The sequence below is a fragment of the Ruthenibacterium intestinale genome (genome assembly GCF_040096265.1).
In the GTDB taxonomy this organism is placed as follows: domain Bacteria; phylum Bacillota; class Clostridia; order Oscillospirales; family Ruminococcaceae; genus Ruthenibacterium; species Ruthenibacterium komagatae.
The window spans coordinates 139,615-158,706 of sequence record NZ_JBBMFA010000101.1; the positions used below are offsets into that span (position 1 = coordinate 139,615).

The window sequence follows — 19,092 nt, forward strand, 5'->3', positions numbered from 1 at the left end:
CGCAATCCTCCAAGGGGTTGCGGTTCTTTTTTATTCGACACCATTTGTCCTTACTCACTATATACCGCTAAAGCTCGGCAAATATTTCTCTTCGTATGCACTCACCGCACGGTGGGTGCATTTTTTGTTTGTCGAAAAATGGCGGCCTCTGCTCAGCGTCCGGTATGTCCGGTCGCTCCATTGCCGCGACCCACCGCTCCGAAATTTGGTTCGCATCCAAATTTCAGAAGACGGAGTAAATCACCATGTACTTTAATAGAGAGGACTATGGTTCAAGGATCAGGAGCTTGCGAAAAAAGCGTGGGCTCACACAGGAACAGTTGGCAGAGAAGATGAATGTCAGCACTCCATACATCGCAAAAATCGAAACTGGAAAGCAAACTGGCCCAGTCGAGCTGGCCGTAGAGTTTGCAGCATTCTTTGATGTTTCTCTGGATTATCTCCTGGTGGGAAAAGGAGATTTTGCAGAGGAACAGAAGCGCGGACTGCGGATGGCCATCTCTCTGCTGTCCGAATTGGAGGCATCCCTCTAAAAACTTTCCATTTTGGGTTGGTAAACTTTCCATTCTGTTTCTGTTGGAAGAATACGCGCAGAGTTACAATCTTCGTGAGATCAAAACATCTCAGCGAACCTTGAAAAACACCGCCCCAGGCGGTCATATCCGGCAACTTGAATACCTTAGCTGATCGGGAGAGCGTCAGACCGAGTGCGCGAAGACCACCTGTGCGGAGCAGATCCGCATCAAAGGACGGCCAAATAAGGTGCAGAGCGACACCCACTCAGGACAAGGCAGCCTTGGCAAGCTGTCCCCGCCATGACCCCGTCAGCCTACAATGATACTTCTGCTTACGCGGCTCGGAGAGATCCTCGGAGGGGTGAGAGTCCCATGATGTGCGCCAGCGCAGTTCAAGTTGCCGCCCTGCCTGGGGAAGTAGTGTCGAATACAGGCGACAACAAGACATTCAATGGTCTTGATATCAGAAGCAATGGGGGTCACCCATCATGCAGCAGGAAAGCCAAGGCTTCCGCAGCCAAATCGGGTGACCCCTATTTTTGTGGTATCAATTCACATTCATATTTAGGAGGGATCACGCCATGATTGCTGTGTCGCAAACCAAGAGCGCCAATTATCTGTTTATTGTGGCCGTGCTGAAGTCGATGCGGGACGGCGGCGTGATCACCCCTGCCGAATACGAGCGAGCCAAGCGCTACTACCAGAAACTCACCGGCTCCGACCTTGTCATTGCGGATTAGCCACTACAACAGCATAGTCTAATCTGATGGGTTTTGAGCACCGCCGTCTGTTGACTATGTAGAAATTTCTTTGGCTGCTTTCTTTCAATAGACTTTGTACCTTTGTTGAATATAATGTTGCTTGAGCCGGAAAAGTGGATTGTACCAAAATGTAGTACAATCCCAAATTTAGCCAGAAAGGAGGAGCCGCTGATGCCGCAGGCCAAACTCATCTCACCTATCACCAGGCAGGAAATTCGCAAAGTCCGAGTTGCCGCTTACTGCCGGGTATCTTCCAATTCGGCGGATCAGCAGAACTCCTACGCCAACCAGATCCGGGTCTATACCAGCCTCATTCAGAGGAAAAAAGAGTGGGAACTGGTAGAGATATTCGCTGACGAAGGTCTGTCTGGCATGAACGCACAGAACCGCACCGAATTCCAGCGAATGATCAAGATGTGCGAACAGCACCAAATTGACCTGATCGTCACCAAATCCGTCTCCCGCTTCGCCCGAAACGCCAAGGAGTCTCTGGAATATGTCCGGAAGCTGAAACTGCTCGGCGTGGGGGTGCAGTTCGAGAAAGAGGGAATCTACACTCTGGCCCTCGGAGATGAGATGCTGCTCAACACCTTCTCTGCCATCGCACAGGAGGAGTCCAAGGCAATTTCCCAGAACCAGCGGCTCTCCATCGTGAAGCGGATGCAGTCTGGGGAATATGTGGACAGCAACGCTCCTTATGGCTTCCGGCTGGTGAATAAGGCGCTGGTGGTCTATGAGCCGGAGGCAACCATCGTCCGCATGATGTTCGAAAACTACCTGAGCGGCCAGTCTACATCGGAGATTGCCCGGGATCTCAACAGCCGCGGCATTAAAACCAAAACCGGAAAATCCGTCTGGCGCTCCACTAAGGTAGCATACATCCTTGGAAATGAGCGGTACTGTGGCGATTGCAAATACCAGAAAACCTACCGCGACACCACAGTCCCCTTCAAACAGTTCCGAAATCGAGGTCAGGAGGATATGTTCTACGCCTCCATGACCCACGCTCCTCTTATTGACCGAGATACCTTTGACAAGGTCCAGCTCCTCTTGAAAAAGCGTCAGGATATCTTTGGGAAATCCACAACGCAAAATATCTACCCTCTTACGAGCCGCATTCAGTGTTCTGAGTGCGGCTCGTATTTTCGTAGACGGCAGGTTTCCGGGACAGTAAAGTGGGGATGCTCCAAACACATTCAGGATCGTACCCAGTGCAACTCAAACTACTATAGCGAGGAGAGAATCTACGATGCCTTCGTCGCCATGGTCAATAAGCTTCGGTTCTCTGAATACGACATCCTGGGTCAGACTCTGCTCCGCCTGGAATCCGCCGAGCTGAAGCGAAAGCAGAAAAACACGGCCGCAAGGGAGATCAGCCGGAACATTGCAGATCTGAACGCCAAGTTGGTGATGGTGGAGCAGCTCCATGCAAAGGGATACCTCAAGGACGAGGTCCACAAGGCCCAGGTGCAGGAGATCAACGACCAACTGCGCCGGCTGAAGCGGGAGCGCCAATGTGAATTCTCCTCGGGCATTACCCAAATGATAGAGGAACTGACGCGGCTGAAAAAGCTGCTGGAAGAGCTCGAGGAACCACTGGACCGCTTCGATGAGAAGCTGTTTACTGAGATCGTTCAGACCATCAGTATCAGCCGCCGGGATGAAATGACAGTCACCCTCATCGGCGGGCTGAGATTCACAGAAATGCTCTGACAGAGAGGAACCTCGCCATGAAGAAGATACGCTATATCCCATACGGTTACACCATGAGAAATGGAAGGACAGTCATCGCACAGGATGAAGCTGCGGTCATCCGCGAGATATTCAGCGCCTACATCAACGGCGCATCCCTCCAAAGTATTGCCGAGCTGCTGACTGAGAGGAAGATCCCCTACAGTGAGAGAACGGATGTGTGGGATAAAGCTCGTATCGCACGAATCATCGGAAACGCCAAATACATTGGAGATGGGGAGTATGACCCTATCATTGAGGAAGAGCAGTATGAGGAAGCGGCTGCCGTGAAAACAGCCCGCCAGCGGAACACCTTCAAAAAAAATCTGGAGGGGATCGACCTGCTTCGGGATCTGGTCCGATGTGCGGAGTGCGGCGCCCCTATGCGGCGAAGGGTGAGCAGCAAGCACCGGATTCGGGAGAGTTGGGAATGCACCAACCCAGACTGCGGTCAGCGCATCCGGATCTCCGATACACACCTGATGGAACAGGTGACAATCCTGATGAACCGCATCATCGCCAATAGCTATCTGCTCATCCCCCGTCCCCAAAAGCGAAAAGAGCTGTCGGCAGAAGCCCAGCGGATCAACCGGGAAATTGATGCCGAGCTGGAGCGGGATGACCCCAGCGATGCACTGATTATCATCAAAACAATCGAAATGGCAGAGCGGCTCTATGCTGAGAGCGATGCCCATCTGCAGATCGCCGCATCCATCGCCCGAAAGCGGGTAAGTCTGATGACTCCCCAGGAGGAATTCAGCCCAGCTTACTTTAGTGACATCGCCGCCTACCTGACGCTTGGCAGCGGAGGAAAGGTGGTTCTACATACCAAGACCGATGTCGAGATCGGAGATGAGGAAAATGAATGTAACCAAGATACCCAAGAAAACAATATCGGTTATTGAGCCAAAACGCTCTCTGATTGTCAACAGGGAGCAGTATCATCAGCGGCGGGTTGCTGCCTACTGCCGGGTATCCACCGACAGCGAGGAGCAGCTCACATCCTATACCAACCAGAAAAAGGTATATACCGAGATGATTGCCGCTAAGCCCGAATGGGAGTTCGCCGGACTCTACGCAGATGAGGGCATCTCCGGGACACGTGCAGATAAGCGCCCTCAGTTCCAGAAGATGATCAACGACTGCTTGTCTGGAAAAATCGACTATATCATCACGAAATCCGTTTCCCGCTTCGCCCGTAATACAGTGGACTGCCTGGACCATGTCCGAATGCTCAGGGCAAGAGGGATTGGCATCTACTTCGAGGAGCAAAATATAGACACACTGCAAATCGACAGCGAACTCTATCTGGTCATCTACGCAGGGTTCGCACAGTCCGAATCCGAAAGCATCAGCAAGAATGTCACCTGGACTTTTCGTAAGCGATTTCAGGAGGGCAAGCCCATATTCAACTATAAGTGCCTTCTGGGATACCGCAAGGGTGCAGACGGAGAACCGGAGATCGTCCCGGAGGAGGCATCCATCGTGGAGAGGATCTTCAATATGTACCTGTCAGGTGAAACCATCAACCGGATCTCAACCAAACTCAGAGAAGAAAATCTCCAGATACCAGGAAAACGCTTCTCCTTCTCTGCGAGCATGATTAAGGGTATTCTCCGGAATGAACGATACTGCGGGGACAGCATCCTTCAAAAGACGGTCACAATTGACTGTATTGGCAAGGTTCGCCGCAAAAACACCGGTGAGGCACCCATGTACTATGTACAGAATAGCCATGTTGGTATCATCAGCCGAGAGCTCTTTCACAAAACGCAGGAAGAACTCGCCAGGCGGATGAGCCGGGAGCCAAATTCCACCAAAACGGCTACCACAGCCACCGGAAAATACTCCCGGTACGCACTATCCAATGTGATGACCTGCGCCGAATGCGGAAGTCGATATAAGCGCGTGACCTGGACATCCCGAGGAAAAAAGCGAGTTGTCTGGCGCTGCATCAGCCGCTTAGACTATGGAAAGCGCTACTGCAAAACCTCGCTCACGGTAGATGAGACCGCCCTCCACGCCGCTATTGTTCGGGCAATCAACCGATTCAACGAGGAAGACGAGTCCACTTATATGGCACTCATGCGGGCAACCATTGGTGAAGCAATCGGTCTAACCGGAGGCACAGATGAGATCGACCTGCTCCGGCGAAAAATAGATGGGCTGAATCGGAAAATGGTATCTCTTATCAATGAGAGCGTGGAAAGCGGAGAGGGTATCGAGAGTCACGAAGCTGAATTCAAAGAACTTTCCGATACCATTGAACTCCTGCAAGGACGGATTCAGAAACTCGAAGAAGCACTTGCTTCCGATCAGGTGAATGACAGCCGAATCCTTCAACTACAGCAGATCATCGCCGACCGAGCATCCAAAAAGATGGAGTACGACGATACCATCGTCCACCAAATGATTGAGTGTGTGAAGGTGTATCCCGACGGGAGACTGGACATTATCTTCGGAGGAGGGTACCTTATCGAAGAACGCCTGGAAAAAGAAAATTGATAACTTCAAATATAATTGACATAATCGCTGAAATAATATAATATAATTTATGTTAGGAGGCGATTGTGCATGGCAAAAAAAGCCACGGTCATCATGCCGCAAACACGGGAGATCCTGGCACAGATGGGTGAGCAGATCCGCCTGGCCCGCCTGCGCAGGAAGTTGAGCCTGGAATTGGTAGCAGAGCGTGCCGGGATCAGCCGAGCCACTCTTATATCCATTGAGAAAGGCACCCCTACGGTATCCATCGGCTCCTATGCCGCTGTGCTGCACGCATTAAACAATATGGACAGCGACCTGCTGCTTATTGCAAAAGATGATGAATTTGGCAGGAAGCTACAAGATCTGGCGCTGCCCACCAGACGGCGGGCGCCCAAGAAAGGAGAGTAGCCCATGGCGCAGGACGAAAAGACCATCTATGTATATGAAAATTGGCGTGGAGAGGCACCCACTCTGCTGGGGCGGCTGCGCTGCGGCTTCGTCCGCGGACAGGAGACCTTTTCCTTTGAGTATGATCCGGCCTGGCTGTCATCCGCCGAGAGTTCCTTCTCTCTGGACCCGGATCTGGCTCTCTACCGCGGGCGGCAGTATGTGCCGCTGAACAAGCAGCTCTTTGGCCTGTTTTCCGACTCCTGTCCGGATCGCTGGGGGCGTCTGCTGATGAAGCGCAAGGAGGCCATCGACGCTCGCAAAGAGGACCGCAAGCCCCGTAAGCTCACCGAGAGCGACTTCCTGTTGGGGGTCTACGATGAATCCCGTATGGGTGCGCTGCGGTTCAGCTTGGAAGAAGGGGGCGAATTTCTTTCGAACGATAAAGCGTTTGCGACGCCTCCATGGGTAAACCTTCGGACGCTGGAAAACGCCTCTATCGCTTTCGAGAATGATGAGAGCGGCCTGAATGAAAAATGGCTGCGTGAGCTTCTGGCCCCCGGCTCCTCCTTGGGAGGCGCAAGACCCAAAGCTACGGTGCAGGCCACAGATGGCGCCTTGTGGATTGCCAAGTTCCCTTCCAAGCATGATGAATATAACAGCGGCGCGTGGGAGAAGGTCGTCCATGACCTGGCACGGCTCTGCGGACTGGATGTTCCGGAATCCAAATTGGAGACGTTCTCCAAGACCGGCAGTACCTTTCTCGTCAAGCGATTTGACCGAAACGGCAGCCGCCGCATCCACTTCGCCTCCGCCATGACCCTGCTGGGCAAGACCGATGGAGCCTCTGCAGCGGACGGAAGCAGCTATCTGGATCTGGCGGCGTTCATCCGGGCCAACGGGGCATCACCCCGGCAGGATCTGGTCGAGCTGTGGAAGCGGATCGTGTTCAGCATGGCGGTATCCAATACTGACGACCACCTGCGCAACCATGGTTTCCTTCTGACACCCACCGGCTGGCGGCTGGCCCCTCTCTATGATGTGAACCCAGTCCCCTCGGGGGACCGGCTTTCCCTCAATGTGAGTGAGTATGATAACACCATTGACTTGGAACTGGCTCTGGAAGTAGCCGATTATTTCGGCCTGGCCCCTCAGGAAGCGGAACAGGCTGCAGAGGAGGTCTGCAAAACAGTATCCGGACACTGGGAACGGCTGGCCGGACAGTATGGTCTCAGCCGAGGAGCGATAGAGTATATGCGCCCTGCCTTTTCCCTTCCATGATAAGATCACAAACGGACGATTCCTGGTGGAACCGTCCGTTTGCTTATTCTTTGGCGACTCCCTCAAAAGAGTCCTCGCCCTCATCCTCGTCCATATCCGTATCAATGTCCAGTCCTTCATTGTTCCCCACATTCTTCTCGTAGAGCTTGGTCCATTTGAGCGGATATTTGCATTTGCGGTTATAGGCCAGAAGCATCGCCTCAGCATAGCCCATAGAACCGGGGCGTCGTTCCTTGGCTGTTCTCGAAAGCAGCTTGACCGACATTTCCCCCACTTTTTCCTTAAAGGTCTCATCTTTCAGGGCATCGCCGAACGTGTAGACCAATCTGGCAATTCCGTTGAGCATATTGGCAGACAGCGAATTCATATCGCCCTCCCAGGTGCCTACGCAGAGTCTGAGTGTTCGATCAAGTACATGGTAACCGAACCGCTCATATATATTTTCAAGCGTGGAGACAGCACAGACAACGCCATAGTTTCTGACCTGGCCAATGGAAAGAGAATAAGACTCTACCAGATCTTTGATCATAAGCTGTTCCTGATTCCCGGCTTCCACATTTGCCATAAACACTTCATAGGGACGGAGCGGTTTGACAAACTTCATCTGGTTGGCGAAGATATCTGCCTCGTGCTCGTAGTTCAGATCATCGTATATCATGCACCAGACTGGCGTTTCACGAGAGCCAGAGGCCAGGGCGACGATCTCCACCGTGTGCTGGCCATTGAAGACATAGTTGACCCCATTTCGACGGCTTACCTTCACGGGGTTGATCTGATACAGATCAAAGTGTGCCGCAGCATTCAGCACATGCTGTTCGGAAATATTCCTCTGGTACTCCTGATTGGATACGAGGTTCTTGATGGGAATCTGTTCGAAGTGAACATTGGGAACAAACATACTATAATCTTCCATTAGGATTCCACCTCAATTGCATTGAGCATTTCCTGGATTTTTCCTTCTAATTCAGTCAACGCCGCCAAGAGGTTTTGTCTTGCAGCAGGTGAGATCGCTTCCAAATGTGCCATGGACTTTGTCCGGTCGATGGAGCTCATCCAGGAGGGGATCGTAAGAGTAAGTCCAGCAACTTCCGCATCCGGGTCATAGGCGGGCATCGTCTTGATTGCCGGCTGTTCTGCCGCCGCTGTACCGGGCTTGGCAGAAGCGTCGGAATAAAGGCATCGTCTCGATTCACTGTAACGAGCAAACGCATAGGGATTTTTTCCGATTTTTTTACTAAGTGCTTTCAATTCTTCGGGTTCCATTTCTGATAGAGCAACGATATTTTCGAAAGAAATCTTATATGCCCCGGAAAGAATGTGCGGAACAAGCTCAGGAGCATTTTGTTCAATGGTATCTAATGCTGCACTGTATTTCGCATATTTCTGTACGGTTGCGCCGGACACATGATACTTCCTTCCCAGCCGGGCTGCTGTTCGCCGGCCACTCTCTTCATCTATTGGGCGGCCTCTCCCCACAGTAATGTTGGGGTTCGGACGGTACTGATTATAGCCATTCCTATTTCGCTGTACTTTCTTTTCCGCTTCATATTGTTTCCCAATCAGATATTTCCTGGTTTCTTCTGAGATGTTGCGGCGCCCAAGTTGGTTCGCACAGATCCAGGCGATGGCAGCATCTCTGCTTGGAAAATCCAGCTCCTTGACTCCATAAGGAATGCGCATTTTATTGCATATTTCATAGCGATTATGACCGTCGACGATGGTATCATTCCATGCGATGATATCTTCCCGGCATCCTTCCATGACCAGATTCAGCTCCAGTTGCCGGTATTCCTCCCGGCGAAGTGGACGAATCAAGTTTTTGAATTCCGGATCGATGTTAAGCTGCCTAAATGCTTTCTCTGTCATGTAGCCTCCTGCGTTCCAGCTGTTTGACGGTTTTGAGGGAAAAATATGCGACCCGGTTGACTTGATCGATCTCACCGGTCAGCTGGTAATTAAATCTCAGGTCAAAGCCACCCAGCAGTTCGGAAAAGTTTTTAATAAGGATCGTACTATAGAATTCTATAGACTGCTGGGATGTGTTTGACATCCGAACCTTGTTTGCGGTCCCGCCTGAAATAGGTTTGTCCGATCCGAGAACGGCGATATACAGCTCTTCAGGGTTTACCAGGAATTGCACATACGCAGGATTCTTCAAGAGACGAATCGTTTGCCTGTGGATTCGAATCCGGTTTCGCGCAGGGTCCAGCGTTAAGTAAGCCTGCAATTGATTTTCATGATTCATGTCCTTGTCCTCCCAAAACGGACTTACTACCAGTATCAGAGGCAGCCTCGTCTGACTGCTCTGATGCAGCAGGAGCTATGTTATCGCGCAACCCATATACAGCATATCCTTCAAAAATGTCTACCTGCATAGATTTCTGGTGTTCCCGGAACGGGAGTCCAAACTGCGTCTTCCAGCCCTCCGGAAACACGGGAGTTCGAGAAGACTTGGGCTTCTGGCCGTCTTTTTGCACCCGCTGATACACTTCGGTCGCTGTGAGATCAAATGCGATGAGCCACTCATCCTTGGCATGGATTATCCGCCCGAGGAGTTTATATCGATAGTCCAGATTCCAGTCCATCAGTGAAAACACTTTGGCGAAAAAAATCTTGCAGGTAATCTGTTTCGGTTTACGTCTGCCGGAGCCGTTGGTGCACCAGGCGCAGGCATCCCGATCTTCCGCCCGACAGGGACGGATCGCCAAGATCCTGCTCTCCTGATTGACCAATACCTGCACATAATCAACTTGTGGGAAGCGGTTCAGGCAGGCGGTATTTACATAAAATTTGTAATTGTTGAAAGTTACAGACGGCTCATTAATATGGGCGAAGAACTCACGGCGTACCACTTGGTAGCCATCGTAGTTAAAGTCACCGGCCATCTCCAGGACCTCATCACTACTGCTGTTTGCGGGAGAAGCTGCCAGTTCCGCTTTTTTTAATTCAGCAGACGGAACAATATCCAAATGCCCGTCCTCCAGGGAACGAAGCATTCCGGCGATTACACCGCCGGTATTTTCCCGACTTTCTTCGAACATTTAGGATTCCTCCTTCCCGTACTGACCGAGTTCCTGACAGATATAGTCACGCAGCACGTCAAATCCTGTCACGCGGAGTTTCTGCCCGGTTTCATACAACTGGCCCTCCATGCGGATTTTCCAGTCTTCCTCACTCTGATCGCAGACGGGCGGGAAAGACTGTTGGTGGAGGTAATATTGCTTGCCAAAAGAGCCGATCCACTCCTCCGGGACTGCCCGCACCCGTTTGCCGGAGATAGAAAGGGGCTGTACAGGCTCCTTTGCCTGTTCCGTGCTTTTTGAACCGGAAAGCAGGTACGATTTAATAAACGCTTCCGCATCATTGACATCAAAAATATACGCAGATTCAGTTTCAGTTTGAAACAGCGCTCCGGCGATCCGGTATTTTAAATCCGGACTCCAGCCGAATAACTGAAAAAGCGTTTCTACATAGGCCGCACCGGCGATATCCCTGGGCTGATACTTTCCGTCTGACAGCTTGGAAAACACGACTGCGTTGCGGCTGCTTTTCGCCGCTGTACGGACGGCGAACTTCATCTCCACAGGGTTGACCAGCAGCTCCACATGGTTGTCTTTCCCAAAAGACCGAACACATGTGGTGCTGAACTTGATCCTCTTGTCTTGAAACAGTACATAGGGACGGTGATAATTATCAAAGAATTCACTGCGGGCGATTTCAAAGCCTCTCATATCAAAATCTCCCGGAACCAATGTGATGCTCGAGGGCAGGGATGCATCCGCCTGCTGCTCATCGGGTGGATGGATACTGGCGGACGCTTGGTAATAATCCGCCGGCTTAAATCCAGCCCAGCGGGGATTGATGGTCACGAACCCTCTGAGCAGGCCGCTGTCGATCACCCGCAGCTCCGGGAGGATGGAGCGGTTGCCATACTTGGAATTGTTCAGAAGATGCTGAACCGCAATGAAATCATCTCTGGAAACGATGCCCTCGTGGTGGTTCCGGTAAAGGCTCTGGGGTCTGTCCCCCCGATTCTTTCTGGCCTTGTGGTTCAGATAGTTGGGGGTGAAGGTCTTCCGGGTCAGTACATCCCCGCAATGCCGCTCATTGCGAAGGACCTGGACAATGGAGTTGGATGTCCACTTGACATTTCCCAGATAAGTCTTTCGGCCCAGCTCGGTGAGCGCCGCCGCAATGTCGGAGGTGGAATATCCGTACAGATACATATAGAAGATGAGTTTTACTGTGGGAGCTTCGTCCGGATTGACGACCAGGTTTCCATCTGCGTCGTGAGAATACCCCAGCAGCTTGGGCGTCAATGGCAGACCTCCGTCCAGCCGCATCCGCAAGGAGGTCTCCATGCTCCGGCTGCGGATGTGAGACTCCTCCTGAGCCATGGTGGCTTGAAACGAAAGCGCCATCTGGGAATCGTCTTTGAGGGAGAAGATACATTCGCTCTCAAAGAACACCCCGACAGGACTGGGCAGCTCCGCAAGCATTCGCACCATGCTGATACAGTCCACCACATTCCGGGCAAAGCGAGACACGCTTTTGGTGATGATCATATCGATTTTCCCGCTGCGGCAATCGGCGATCATGCTGTTGAACTCGTCCCGATGAGCCAGAGAAGTCCCGCTGATCCCCTCATCCGCATAGATTTTGACCAATGTCCAGTTGGGATGATGCACAACAAAATCTTCATAGTATTTCTTTTGCAGCTCATAGGAGGAAGTCTGCTGGACGTTGTCTGTGGAGACACGGGCATACACGGCAACCCGCTGCCTTATATCATTGTCGTAATAGTCGATGGGCTTTTTAGCCGGAATGAATTCATAGTTCTCCGGGTCAACTTTTGTGTTGATACGCCGGCGGACCCGTTCTTTCCGTTCCGCAAGCTGTTTGCGTGTGGACTTGTCAATCATGCAGCATTTCCCTCCGGGGTTCGTCATCAGGGAGTATCTTCCAACCGGGATCTGGCAAAAAGTACGGGTCGTGTAGATCCTCCTGGTAATAGGAAGCCAGCGTATAAATATCCTCCGAAACGAAGTAAACGCCCACTGGCTTTGGGAGTGCTGCCAAGAGGCGCGTACAGAAAGAGAGCTCGGAGAGCTTCTTCGAGATATTGCTTGCTTTCTGGGTAATAATCAGATCGACCTTTTCCTCGTAGCAGTCTTGAAGGAGCCTTGACCACTCCGGAGCGTTCTCCATATTGGGCGCAGTGCTGCCCTCGTCCACATAGAAACCGACAAACTTCCAGTTTGGGCAGAGAGCCAGTGTATCAAGAAATTGCTTTTTATGAGCTGAGAGATAGTCCTCATAGCGGGTCTGGTTGAAGTAGCGGATGTATACCGCCACACGGTAATGTGTTTTGGGAAGCGGGCGTTCCCGCTTGATTTCCTTTAACCAGGCACGATGTTCCGCTAAAAGGGTGTTTCGTTCCGTCTCCCTTTCCAGCAGGAAATCAAATGAGGGCATAACTTCCTGCTCTGACTCTCTATTTTGAACGGCCAGATCTGACATATTTGCTCCCCCTGTGTTATTTCTCTTCCAGGCCATTATATAATCTGCAGACTAATAACAAAATCGACCAGAAGTCAAGGTGTTGACTTCTGGTCGATAGATGAGAAAAAAAGAAGCGAGCCGGCAATTCCAGCTCGCAATTTTTCAGGTATTGTCATCCCGTCTGGCCATAGTGGATTTCAACTCACGAACAATCTTCAGGATGGAATCCAGCTCCTTGGGAGAGCAGTCGGCCAGCAGCTCGTCAAACTCGCTCTGGTATAGGCTTCTCACCTCCGGCACATCGGGCCGAAGAAGGGAATCAGCAGACACTTGCAGGGCTTCGATGATTCGGATAAAGGTTTCCAACTTCATGCTCGTCTTGCCTTTTTCAATATTGCTGACATGCGGCAGCGAGATATTGGCCTTCGCAGCAAGATCGGCCTGGCTCATCCGGCGATTGATCCGCACATCTCGAATACGGGAGCCGACCAACTGGCTCTCGGTCAAATCATGTTCCGTCATCGGCTTCCCCCCTCAAATATATTCTCCAGATTATCTATTTCTAAGAGTATATCAACTTGGGGTGAAATTGATATAAGGTTGAGTTGATGATATAATCTAAACACTATAATAAGACTGCAAAATTTTTTGGAGGTCTTATTATGAGCCTGAACTACAAAGTCATTGGAAAACACATCCGTGAAGTCCGCCAGCGCAACCACCTTTCGCAAGCGATGCTCTCTGAACTGGTGGATAAAACGCCATCTTACATCAGCTACATAGAGAGCGGGATCAAGAGCATGAGCCTTGACACCTTTGTGCTTATCGCCAATGCCTTGGGCGTATCTCCCGACCGGCTTTTGATGGAGCAAATCATCAGCACTGAACGGTGCGCCAGCGAAGAAATCGCTCTACTTCTTTCGGATTGCAGCACCTATGAGATGCTGATTCTCCTGGATGTTATAAAATCGCTGAAAGCTTCCTTGAAAGAGCATCACGGCAGATACGGTAAACCAGATAACTCTGATTTTACCGTCTGAACCTGAGAAAGCAATCAACCGGAAGTCACGAGCATTGACTGCCGGTCGATCTATGCCAGTAAAGGTGGATATATTTTTGGAACAGTGGATATGTTTTTGGAAAGTCCCGGATATGGGTCTTCCGAGTTGGTATAATGAGAAAAGAAAGGTGGAATGACCAATGATCTATTACACGGGTGATATCCACGGAGACCCCTATGAGGTCATACAGTTTTGCGACAGCAAGAAGCTGACAGAGCAGGATACCCTGGTTCTGCTTGGAGATGTAGGAGCGAACTACTACCGAAACCGGCGAGACACAGAGATGAAGAAAGTTCTTACCGCCGTAAAGCCGACGATGCTCTGCATCCACGGCAACCATGAGATCCGGCCGGCCAGCATCCCTTCCTATCGGACGAAGCAGTGGAACGGCGGGACAGTCTGGGTAGAGGAAGCCTTTCCACGTCTGCTATTTGCTATGGATGGCGAGATCTTTGATCTGGAAGGTCTCCGACACTTGGTCATCGGCGGAGCTTACAGCGTGGACAAATTCTACCGGCTGGCCAGAGGTTACGGCTGGTGGCCGGATGAGCAGCCTCCCCAGGAGATCAAGGACAAGGTTATCCAGACGCTGGACGCCTGCGGGTGGCAGGTAGATACCGTCCTCTCCCACACCTGTCCCTATCCGTATGAGCCTCGCGAGGCCTTTCTTCCGATGATCGACCAGAGTACCATGGACGACTCTACCGAGAAATGGCTGGAGGAGATCGAGCGGAAACTCAAATACGACCACTGGTTCTGTGGACACTGGCATATTGACAAGCATATCGACCGGATGCACTTCCTCTTCCACAGCGTGGAGGCTGCGCCGCAGCTCTTGACGGGAGGGGACACATTATGACAGAGGAAGAAAGACCGGAGGCCAAGGAGCAGGAGGCGTGCTTTGCCGCAATCCGTGAGATCGTCCAGGAGATTTCCCGCCTAATGGACGCCGCATATCAGCAATACAGCCGTTTGGTAGAACAGGTGTTGAACGGCAGGATCACCGAGGAGCGGGAGATCGAGCGAATCATGGACGGGCTTGTGGACTTCGGAGATAATCCGAGGCTCCTTGAACTGTACAAAACCCTCTGCCGCCATGTCTATTACAAATACCCCGCTCTTGTGGGAGAGCACACTGCCCTCTTCCGGCTCCAGTTTGAGGAAACGGAGGATGGGGATACGGATACTGAGGAGGTGGAAACATGAAAGCGCCGGAGATCAAGCATTACATCAACTGGCTGGGTCGGGTGGAATACCGAAACATCAACTGCTCCTTCACCTATGACGAGACATCCTATGCGGCCATCGACCGGATCTTCCGCCTTCTCCACCGGCTGGAGCCAGGCCCGGAGAACACAAGCTGGAAACTATGGCTCCGTGCGGAGCGAGGTACCATTGAAGACTTCGGCAGCTTTGAGGAGCTGCGGGCGGACGGCCAGGTGGAGAGCTTTGAGGAGTTTGAAACCTGGTGGCATTCCGAGTTCCCGGAGGAGGCAGCGTGGTTCCACTTTGCCGCCGGCGAGGATCAGAAGATCGGGTATCGGGCAATATTCTTGGGGCATCGGCATGTGCTGGAGGTGGACAGCCGCAAAGAGCGCGCCTTCCCCTATGACATCGCCCCATTCACCGCCTGGCTGGAGGGTGCGGTACGGGACACCGTTCAGATGGTGGAAACCGGTTCTTATCAGGAACTGGTGGAGCGGGAGCTGCCCATCTGGCATCGAACCGGAACCATCCTGCGCCGGGATCTGTGGAGGGTATTCCCACAGTGGAAGGAGGAGTTCTTCCAGGACTTCTCCCAGCAGGAGGTGGAGGAGTTTCTCACCTCGGCGGTTGGGTATCCTTTGGAAAATAACAAGCGGCTCCCATCCGTGACCGCAAACGAATTCTATCACTTCTGTGCCCTGGGCTATCGGGCCATGGGATACACTGGAACGGAGAAATCGGAAAAAGAGCAGTACGCTCTCCACGCCGATGGGCGGGACGAGGGACTGTCCAAGCTGGGCGGAGATTCCCCCGAAGCTTTTGCACGGTGGCTGAAGGAGCGTCCCCGCACCGGTCACCCCTGGGAGGTATGCCGGGGCGGCAACAGCACCCATATCGACTGCATCGTACACCAAGATGCGCATGGCTACTATCTGGTGGTGGCCGGTCTTGCGGAGACCCGGACGATTGAGGCGGTCCGTTTCTTCCTGGCGCTTTATCGGGCAGGCGTTCCCGTATGCATCCGAAATGCAGAGGAACTGAAGGCCCGCCTGACCGGAGCGGAGTCCATCGGCATCGTGCCGGAGGGAGTCTTTCCCGCCTACTGCCACGACAGGTTTCCGGGAGAGAGCATTGTCGATTTTATGAACCTGCCTCGGGAGCGTCAGGATGAACTTGCAAAATACTGCCGATGGCAGCCAATCCCAGTTCCCAGGATGAAGAAGGAGGGTGAAACCCCATGATCTTCTTTACCTCTGACCTGCATCTCGGTCACGAAAACTGCATCCGCCTTTGCAATCGGCCCTTTTCCAGTATCGAGGAGATGGACGAAACTCTCATCGAAAACTGGAACCACAAGGTCACAGGGAAGGATACTGTCTATATCCTCGGCGACCTGATCTACCGCAGCCAAAAGCCGCCGGAGGAATACCTGCGGCGGCTGCGGGGGAAGAAACATCTCATCCTTGGGAATCATGACAGGGGATGGATCAGGAGTTGTCAGACGGAACGATTCTTTGAAAGCGTCAATAACCTGCTGTATGTCGCAGACGGGAAGCGGCAGTACACACTTTGTCACTACCCCATGATGTCTTGGCCTCACATCATGCGCTGCTACATGGTCTTTGGCCACATCCACGGCAATACCGACGCGGATTACTGGCCGCTCATCCAGGCAAACGAGAGAATGCTGAATGCCGGAGTGGATGTCAATCACTTCGAGCCGGTCACCTTTGAGGAGATGGAGGCCAACAATCTTCTGTATAAAGGTCAGTCAAAAGCCGGGCTTGAGGTGCAGCCGTGAGACATAAAAAAGGCTTTTATGAGGTGGCTCCTGTAGCCGGTTTCATCGCACGGCAGGACTGGACGCACACGATGGAACGAGCCGAGCGAAACGGCCTCTCTCTCCAGTCCCAAAAAGGAAGCACCGGGCTGCTGTTCTCCGTGAGAATCCTCGCTCCCATTTTAGATGGAGGGCAGCGGCATATCGTTCTGGCGGCGATCCAGTACAGTCTGGGGCGGCACACCTATATGCCCGGCATAGCTGCAGAATTTACCTGCCGGAACCTGAGCCGTCTTGATGCGGCTGCCCGTTCCGCCGCCGCAGCAAAGATCAGCGAACATTTGAGTCGATATGGAGAGCAGGAGCCATATCCGCAAGTGTGGCACGGCTTAAGCCGAGTGCTTACATCTGGCAAAATCAAAGAATACGATAGGAGGAAAGAAAGGATGCCGATTCTGCAACCTCTGGAAAACATGGAACGCATCTCACGCCAGGCACTGGCAGATGACCTGGACACCGTGCTGGAAAGGATAAGCCGCGAGGACATTGGGCTGGTGATCACCGAGGAAGGCAAAGATGACCTGGTTCTCTGCCCAGCCTCCTGGTTCAACCTTGACTATGTGGATGACTTTTCCTGTGTCATCAACAGCGCCCTCCGCTATGCCATGCGCAGCGAAGATGAGGAGAGTGCGGCGGTCGTCCAGTATCTTCGTCGCCACTACCAGTTGTTCGATGAAAAGACGCTTTCGGTGGCTGTCGCCGATCTGGAGCGGGAACTGAACCAGCCGATAGTGACCCTCAAGCAGCCGCAGGTCTGGAAGGAGCTCCAGGAGCTGTTCCGGCAGCGACTGGACGAGTTGCGGAAGGAATCTTCGGAAGGCGAGGAAACGCACCATGGATGAAAAGCAATATGAGCTCGTGGAAATCCAAGTAGATGCGGAGCTTCTGGAACAGTTGGAAGCGGTGATCGCCCCGATGGGGCTGACGCCAGAAATGTTGGCTGTGAAGTTTTTCGAGTTCTGCGTCAATCCCGCTACTCAGGAGTTGGCCATCTCCTTGCTTCTGAAATGGAAAGCCGAACAGGAAGCGGAGGGGGAGAATCCGGGAGGGGGACTTTAATGCTGTCCAAGGAAACCTTCTGTGAAGCCCTGCGAAAGATCCAAGCGCAAAAGGATCGAGACGAACAGTTCAGTAAGGCACTCGCCATGATGGGAGATGGACATTTCGTCTTTGAGGGCGGAGCGCTGGTTCTTGCCGCCTTGCTGGATGTGCTGAAGGAAGCGGTCAACGACCAGTACGACTATATCAGCTGGTGGCTTTACGAGGCCGCCCCAGGCTACGAAGTCTGGACCGATGATGAAAAAACCAAGTGGTGCCTGAAGGAGCCGGAAGTCCTGTACGATTTCATCCGGGATGAATGTCAGGGCTAAGTGGCAGCTTCTTCCAAAATTCGTTCAAGGAGGTCAAATCAGATGCCTAAGTGCTGCCTTTACTGCCGGGTGGATGGAGCGTCCACGGAAAGCAACCGTCTCGCCATGAACCAGCAGCTTACCGCACTCCGAAGCCTCGCCGGCCAGCTTGGCTTTTCGATTTCCGCAGAGATGCTCCAATATGAGAGCGGCTTGGACGCAAACCGACAGAGCATTCGAACGCTGATCCGTGATGCACGACATGGGGTCTATGACCGGGTGCTGGTGATGAACGGCGACCGTCTGGCTCGTGACGCCGAAGGTTTGGCGGCGATTGGAGAAAAGCTGACCGCAGCAGGAGTCCGGGTCTATTGCCCAGATGGCGAAATCGATCTGGCCCCCGCCTATTCTCATGGTTATTTCCGTGTGGCAACAATGGAACAGACCATGTGATTGGGAAAAGTTCCCGTCCCACCTCTCTTCCACGGCCAAAGAAAATGCGGTATAATAAAAGAACCACATACACCAGACCGGGAAAGTCGGTCATTCCGGCGGGAAGGAGATGTTGCCATGAGTTCATTAGAGGAAAAGAAAAGTGAGCTTGAGAGGGTCCTTGGGGTATTCCAGAACTACATTGAAGGCTCTGAATTGCTCGATGTGGTCTATTCGAAAAAGTTCGGGTATGTTCTGCTTGGCCTGCCTGCGGCGGATTCCATTGATGACTCCGATGTAACACGACTGGAAGATCCCGAAACATTGGTGAAAGAGATCTATCAGAATCTCGCATACGACTTTATGGAGCAGGAAGGGCACAGCGAGGATTACACGGAAGCCACCAATCTGGAAAAGCGAGCTATGCGGGAATGGATGAAAGAGTACACGGATCAGCTGCCGGAATACAACTACCTGCTGGACGAACTCCTTGGATAATGTGTCCGATGAAGCAGGTGCTTCCCTCAGTCAATCTTTCGG

The 19,092-nt window shown here is 52.3% G+C and carries 24 protein-coding genes; 17 read left to right on the top strand and 7 right to left on the bottom strand.

From position 1 onward, the window contains the following. The first annotated feature begins 245 nt into the window (after positions 1-245). The 7 genes from WMO24_RS11970 to WMO24_RS12000 all read left to right on the top strand — a co-directional run bounded on the left by WMO24_RS11970 (position 246) and on the right by WMO24_RS12000 (position 7,162). Complete coding sequence (locus WMO24_RS11970; protein ID WP_087331501.1) at positions 246-533, top strand: helix-turn-helix domain-containing protein; 288 nt, start codon at positions 246-248, stop codon at positions 531-533. Between the two features lie 563 nt (positions 534-1,096). After that, on the top strand, positions 1,097-1,255 hold the full coding sequence (locus WMO24_RS11975) for an SHOCT domain-containing protein (protein WP_349216661.1): 159 nt from the start codon (positions 1,097-1,099) through the stop codon (positions 1,253-1,255). A gap of 192 nt (positions 1,256-1,447) precedes the next feature. Beyond that, positions 1,448-2,989 carry a recombinase family protein gene (locus WMO24_RS11980; RefSeq protein ID WP_302435834.1) on the top strand — a complete coding sequence of 514 codons (1,542 nt, stop codon included), beginning with the start codon at positions 1,448-1,450 and terminating at the stop codon, positions 2,987-2,989. A 17-nt stretch (positions 2,990-3,006) separates the two neighbouring features. After that, positions 3,007-3,912 carry a recombinase family protein gene (locus WMO24_RS11985; RefSeq protein ID WP_349216662.1) on the top strand — a complete coding sequence of 302 codons (906 nt, stop codon included), beginning with the start codon at positions 3,007-3,009 and terminating at the stop codon, positions 3,910-3,912. After that, positions 3,869-5,512, top strand: coding sequence for a recombinase family protein (locus WMO24_RS11990; RefSeq protein ID WP_226923504.1), 1,644 nt, complete (start codon positions 3,869-3,871; stop codon positions 5,510-5,512). The genes WMO24_RS11985 and WMO24_RS11990 overlap by 44 nt, the downstream gene beginning before the upstream one ends. A gap of 69 nt (positions 5,513-5,581) precedes the next feature. Continuing rightward, positions 5,582-5,902 carry a helix-turn-helix domain-containing protein gene (locus WMO24_RS11995; protein ID WP_302435836.1) on the top strand — a complete coding sequence of 107 codons (321 nt, stop codon included), beginning with the start codon at positions 5,582-5,584 and terminating at the stop codon, positions 5,900-5,902. A 3-nt stretch (positions 5,903-5,905) separates the two neighbouring features. Next, positions 5,906-7,162: a type II toxin-antitoxin system HipA family toxin gene (locus tag WMO24_RS12000; protein ID WP_226923505.1), complete on the top strand. Its 1,257-nt coding sequence runs from the start codon at positions 5,906-5,908 to the stop codon at positions 7,160-7,162. A gap of 43 nt (positions 7,163-7,205) precedes the next feature. Here WMO24_RS12000 and WMO24_RS12005 read toward each other — a convergent pair whose 3' ends face one another. From WMO24_RS12005 to WMO24_RS12035, 7 genes are all read right to left on the bottom strand, one after another. Continuing rightward, positions 7,206-8,075: a DUF6551 family protein gene (locus tag WMO24_RS12005; protein WP_130848597.1), complete on the bottom strand. Its 870-nt coding sequence runs from the start codon at positions 8,073-8,075 to the stop codon at positions 7,206-7,208. Beyond that, positions 8,075-9,028, bottom strand: a complete 954-nt coding sequence (locus WMO24_RS12010) for a ParB N-terminal domain-containing protein (RefSeq protein WP_087937054.1) — start codon at positions 9,026-9,028, stop codon at positions 8,075-8,077. Before WMO24_RS12010 ends, WMO24_RS12005 begins: the two co-directional genes overlap by 1 nt. After that, complete coding sequence (locus tag WMO24_RS12015) at positions 9,009-9,407, bottom strand: hypothetical protein (protein WP_087936991.1); 399 nt, start codon at positions 9,405-9,407, stop codon at positions 9,009-9,011. Before WMO24_RS12015 ends, WMO24_RS12010 begins: the two co-directional genes overlap by 20 nt. Beyond that, positions 9,397-10,203, bottom strand: coding sequence for a hypothetical protein (locus WMO24_RS12020; RefSeq protein WP_204246273.1), 807 nt, complete (start codon positions 10,201-10,203; stop codon positions 9,397-9,399). The genes WMO24_RS12015 and WMO24_RS12020 overlap by 11 nt, the downstream gene beginning before the upstream one ends. Further along, entirely contained in the window at positions 10,204-12,084 is a 1,881-nt protein-coding gene (locus WMO24_RS12025) for a recombinase family protein (protein WP_349216663.1), read from the bottom strand. Further along, positions 12,077-12,682: a recombinase family protein gene (locus tag WMO24_RS12030; protein WP_302435838.1), complete on the bottom strand. Its 606-nt coding sequence runs from the start codon at positions 12,680-12,682 to the stop codon at positions 12,077-12,079. The genes WMO24_RS12025 and WMO24_RS12030 overlap by 8 nt, the downstream gene beginning before the upstream one ends. A 144-nt stretch (positions 12,683-12,826) precedes the next feature. After that, complete coding sequence (locus WMO24_RS12035) at positions 12,827-13,186, bottom strand: helix-turn-helix domain-containing protein (protein ID WP_349216664.1); 360 nt, start codon at positions 13,184-13,186, stop codon at positions 12,827-12,829. A 140-nt stretch (positions 13,187-13,326) separates the two neighbouring features. On the opposite strand from WMO24_RS12035, the gene WMO24_RS12040 reads away from it, so the two are divergent. From WMO24_RS12040 to WMO24_RS12085, 10 genes are all read left to right on the top strand, one after another. Continuing rightward, positions 13,327-13,704, top strand: coding sequence for a helix-turn-helix domain-containing protein (locus WMO24_RS12040; RefSeq protein ID WP_349216665.1), 378 nt, complete (start codon positions 13,327-13,329; stop codon positions 13,702-13,704). Between the two features lie 160 nt (positions 13,705-13,864). Then, positions 13,865-14,584: a metallophosphoesterase gene (locus tag WMO24_RS12045; RefSeq protein WP_349216666.1), complete on the top strand. Its 720-nt coding sequence runs from the start codon at positions 13,865-13,867 to the stop codon at positions 14,582-14,584. Then, a complete protein-coding gene (locus tag WMO24_RS12050; protein WP_087937020.1) occupies positions 14,581-14,931 on the top strand; it encodes a hypothetical protein in 351 nt (116 codons plus the stop codon). Before WMO24_RS12045 ends, WMO24_RS12050 begins: the two co-directional genes overlap by 4 nt. Further along, positions 14,928-16,172, top strand: coding sequence for a hypothetical protein (locus WMO24_RS12055; protein ID WP_349216667.1), 1,245 nt, complete (start codon positions 14,928-14,930; stop codon positions 16,170-16,172). The genes WMO24_RS12050 and WMO24_RS12055 overlap by 4 nt, the downstream gene beginning before the upstream one ends. Continuing rightward, a complete protein-coding gene (locus tag WMO24_RS12060) occupies positions 16,169-16,732 on the top strand; it encodes a metallophosphoesterase (RefSeq protein WP_087937003.1) in 564 nt (187 codons plus the stop codon). The genes WMO24_RS12055 and WMO24_RS12060 overlap by 4 nt, the downstream gene beginning before the upstream one ends. Next, positions 16,729-17,613, top strand: a complete 885-nt coding sequence (locus WMO24_RS12065; protein WP_302435840.1) for a hypothetical protein — start codon at positions 16,729-16,731, stop codon at positions 17,611-17,613. The genes WMO24_RS12060 and WMO24_RS12065 overlap by 4 nt, the downstream gene beginning before the upstream one ends. Further along, on the top strand, positions 17,606-17,830 hold the full coding sequence (locus WMO24_RS12070) for a hypothetical protein (protein WP_122791194.1): 225 nt from the start codon (positions 17,606-17,608) through the stop codon (positions 17,828-17,830). Before WMO24_RS12065 ends, WMO24_RS12070 begins: the two co-directional genes overlap by 8 nt. Beyond that, complete coding sequence (locus WMO24_RS12075) at positions 17,830-18,141, top strand: hypothetical protein (RefSeq protein WP_349216668.1); 312 nt, start codon at positions 17,830-17,832, stop codon at positions 18,139-18,141. The genes WMO24_RS12070 and WMO24_RS12075 overlap by 1 nt, the downstream gene beginning before the upstream one ends. A 42-nt stretch (positions 18,142-18,183) precedes the next feature. Then, positions 18,184-18,573 (top strand): recombinase family protein, encoded by a 390-nt coding sequence (locus tag WMO24_RS12080; protein ID WP_215655340.1) that lies wholly within the window; start codon positions 18,184-18,186, stop codon positions 18,571-18,573. A 117-nt stretch (positions 18,574-18,690) separates the two neighbouring features. Beyond that, positions 18,691-19,050, top strand: coding sequence for a hypothetical protein (locus WMO24_RS12085; RefSeq protein ID WP_087334825.1), 360 nt, complete (start codon positions 18,691-18,693; stop codon positions 19,048-19,050). Positions 19,051-19,092 lie beyond the last annotated feature (42 nt).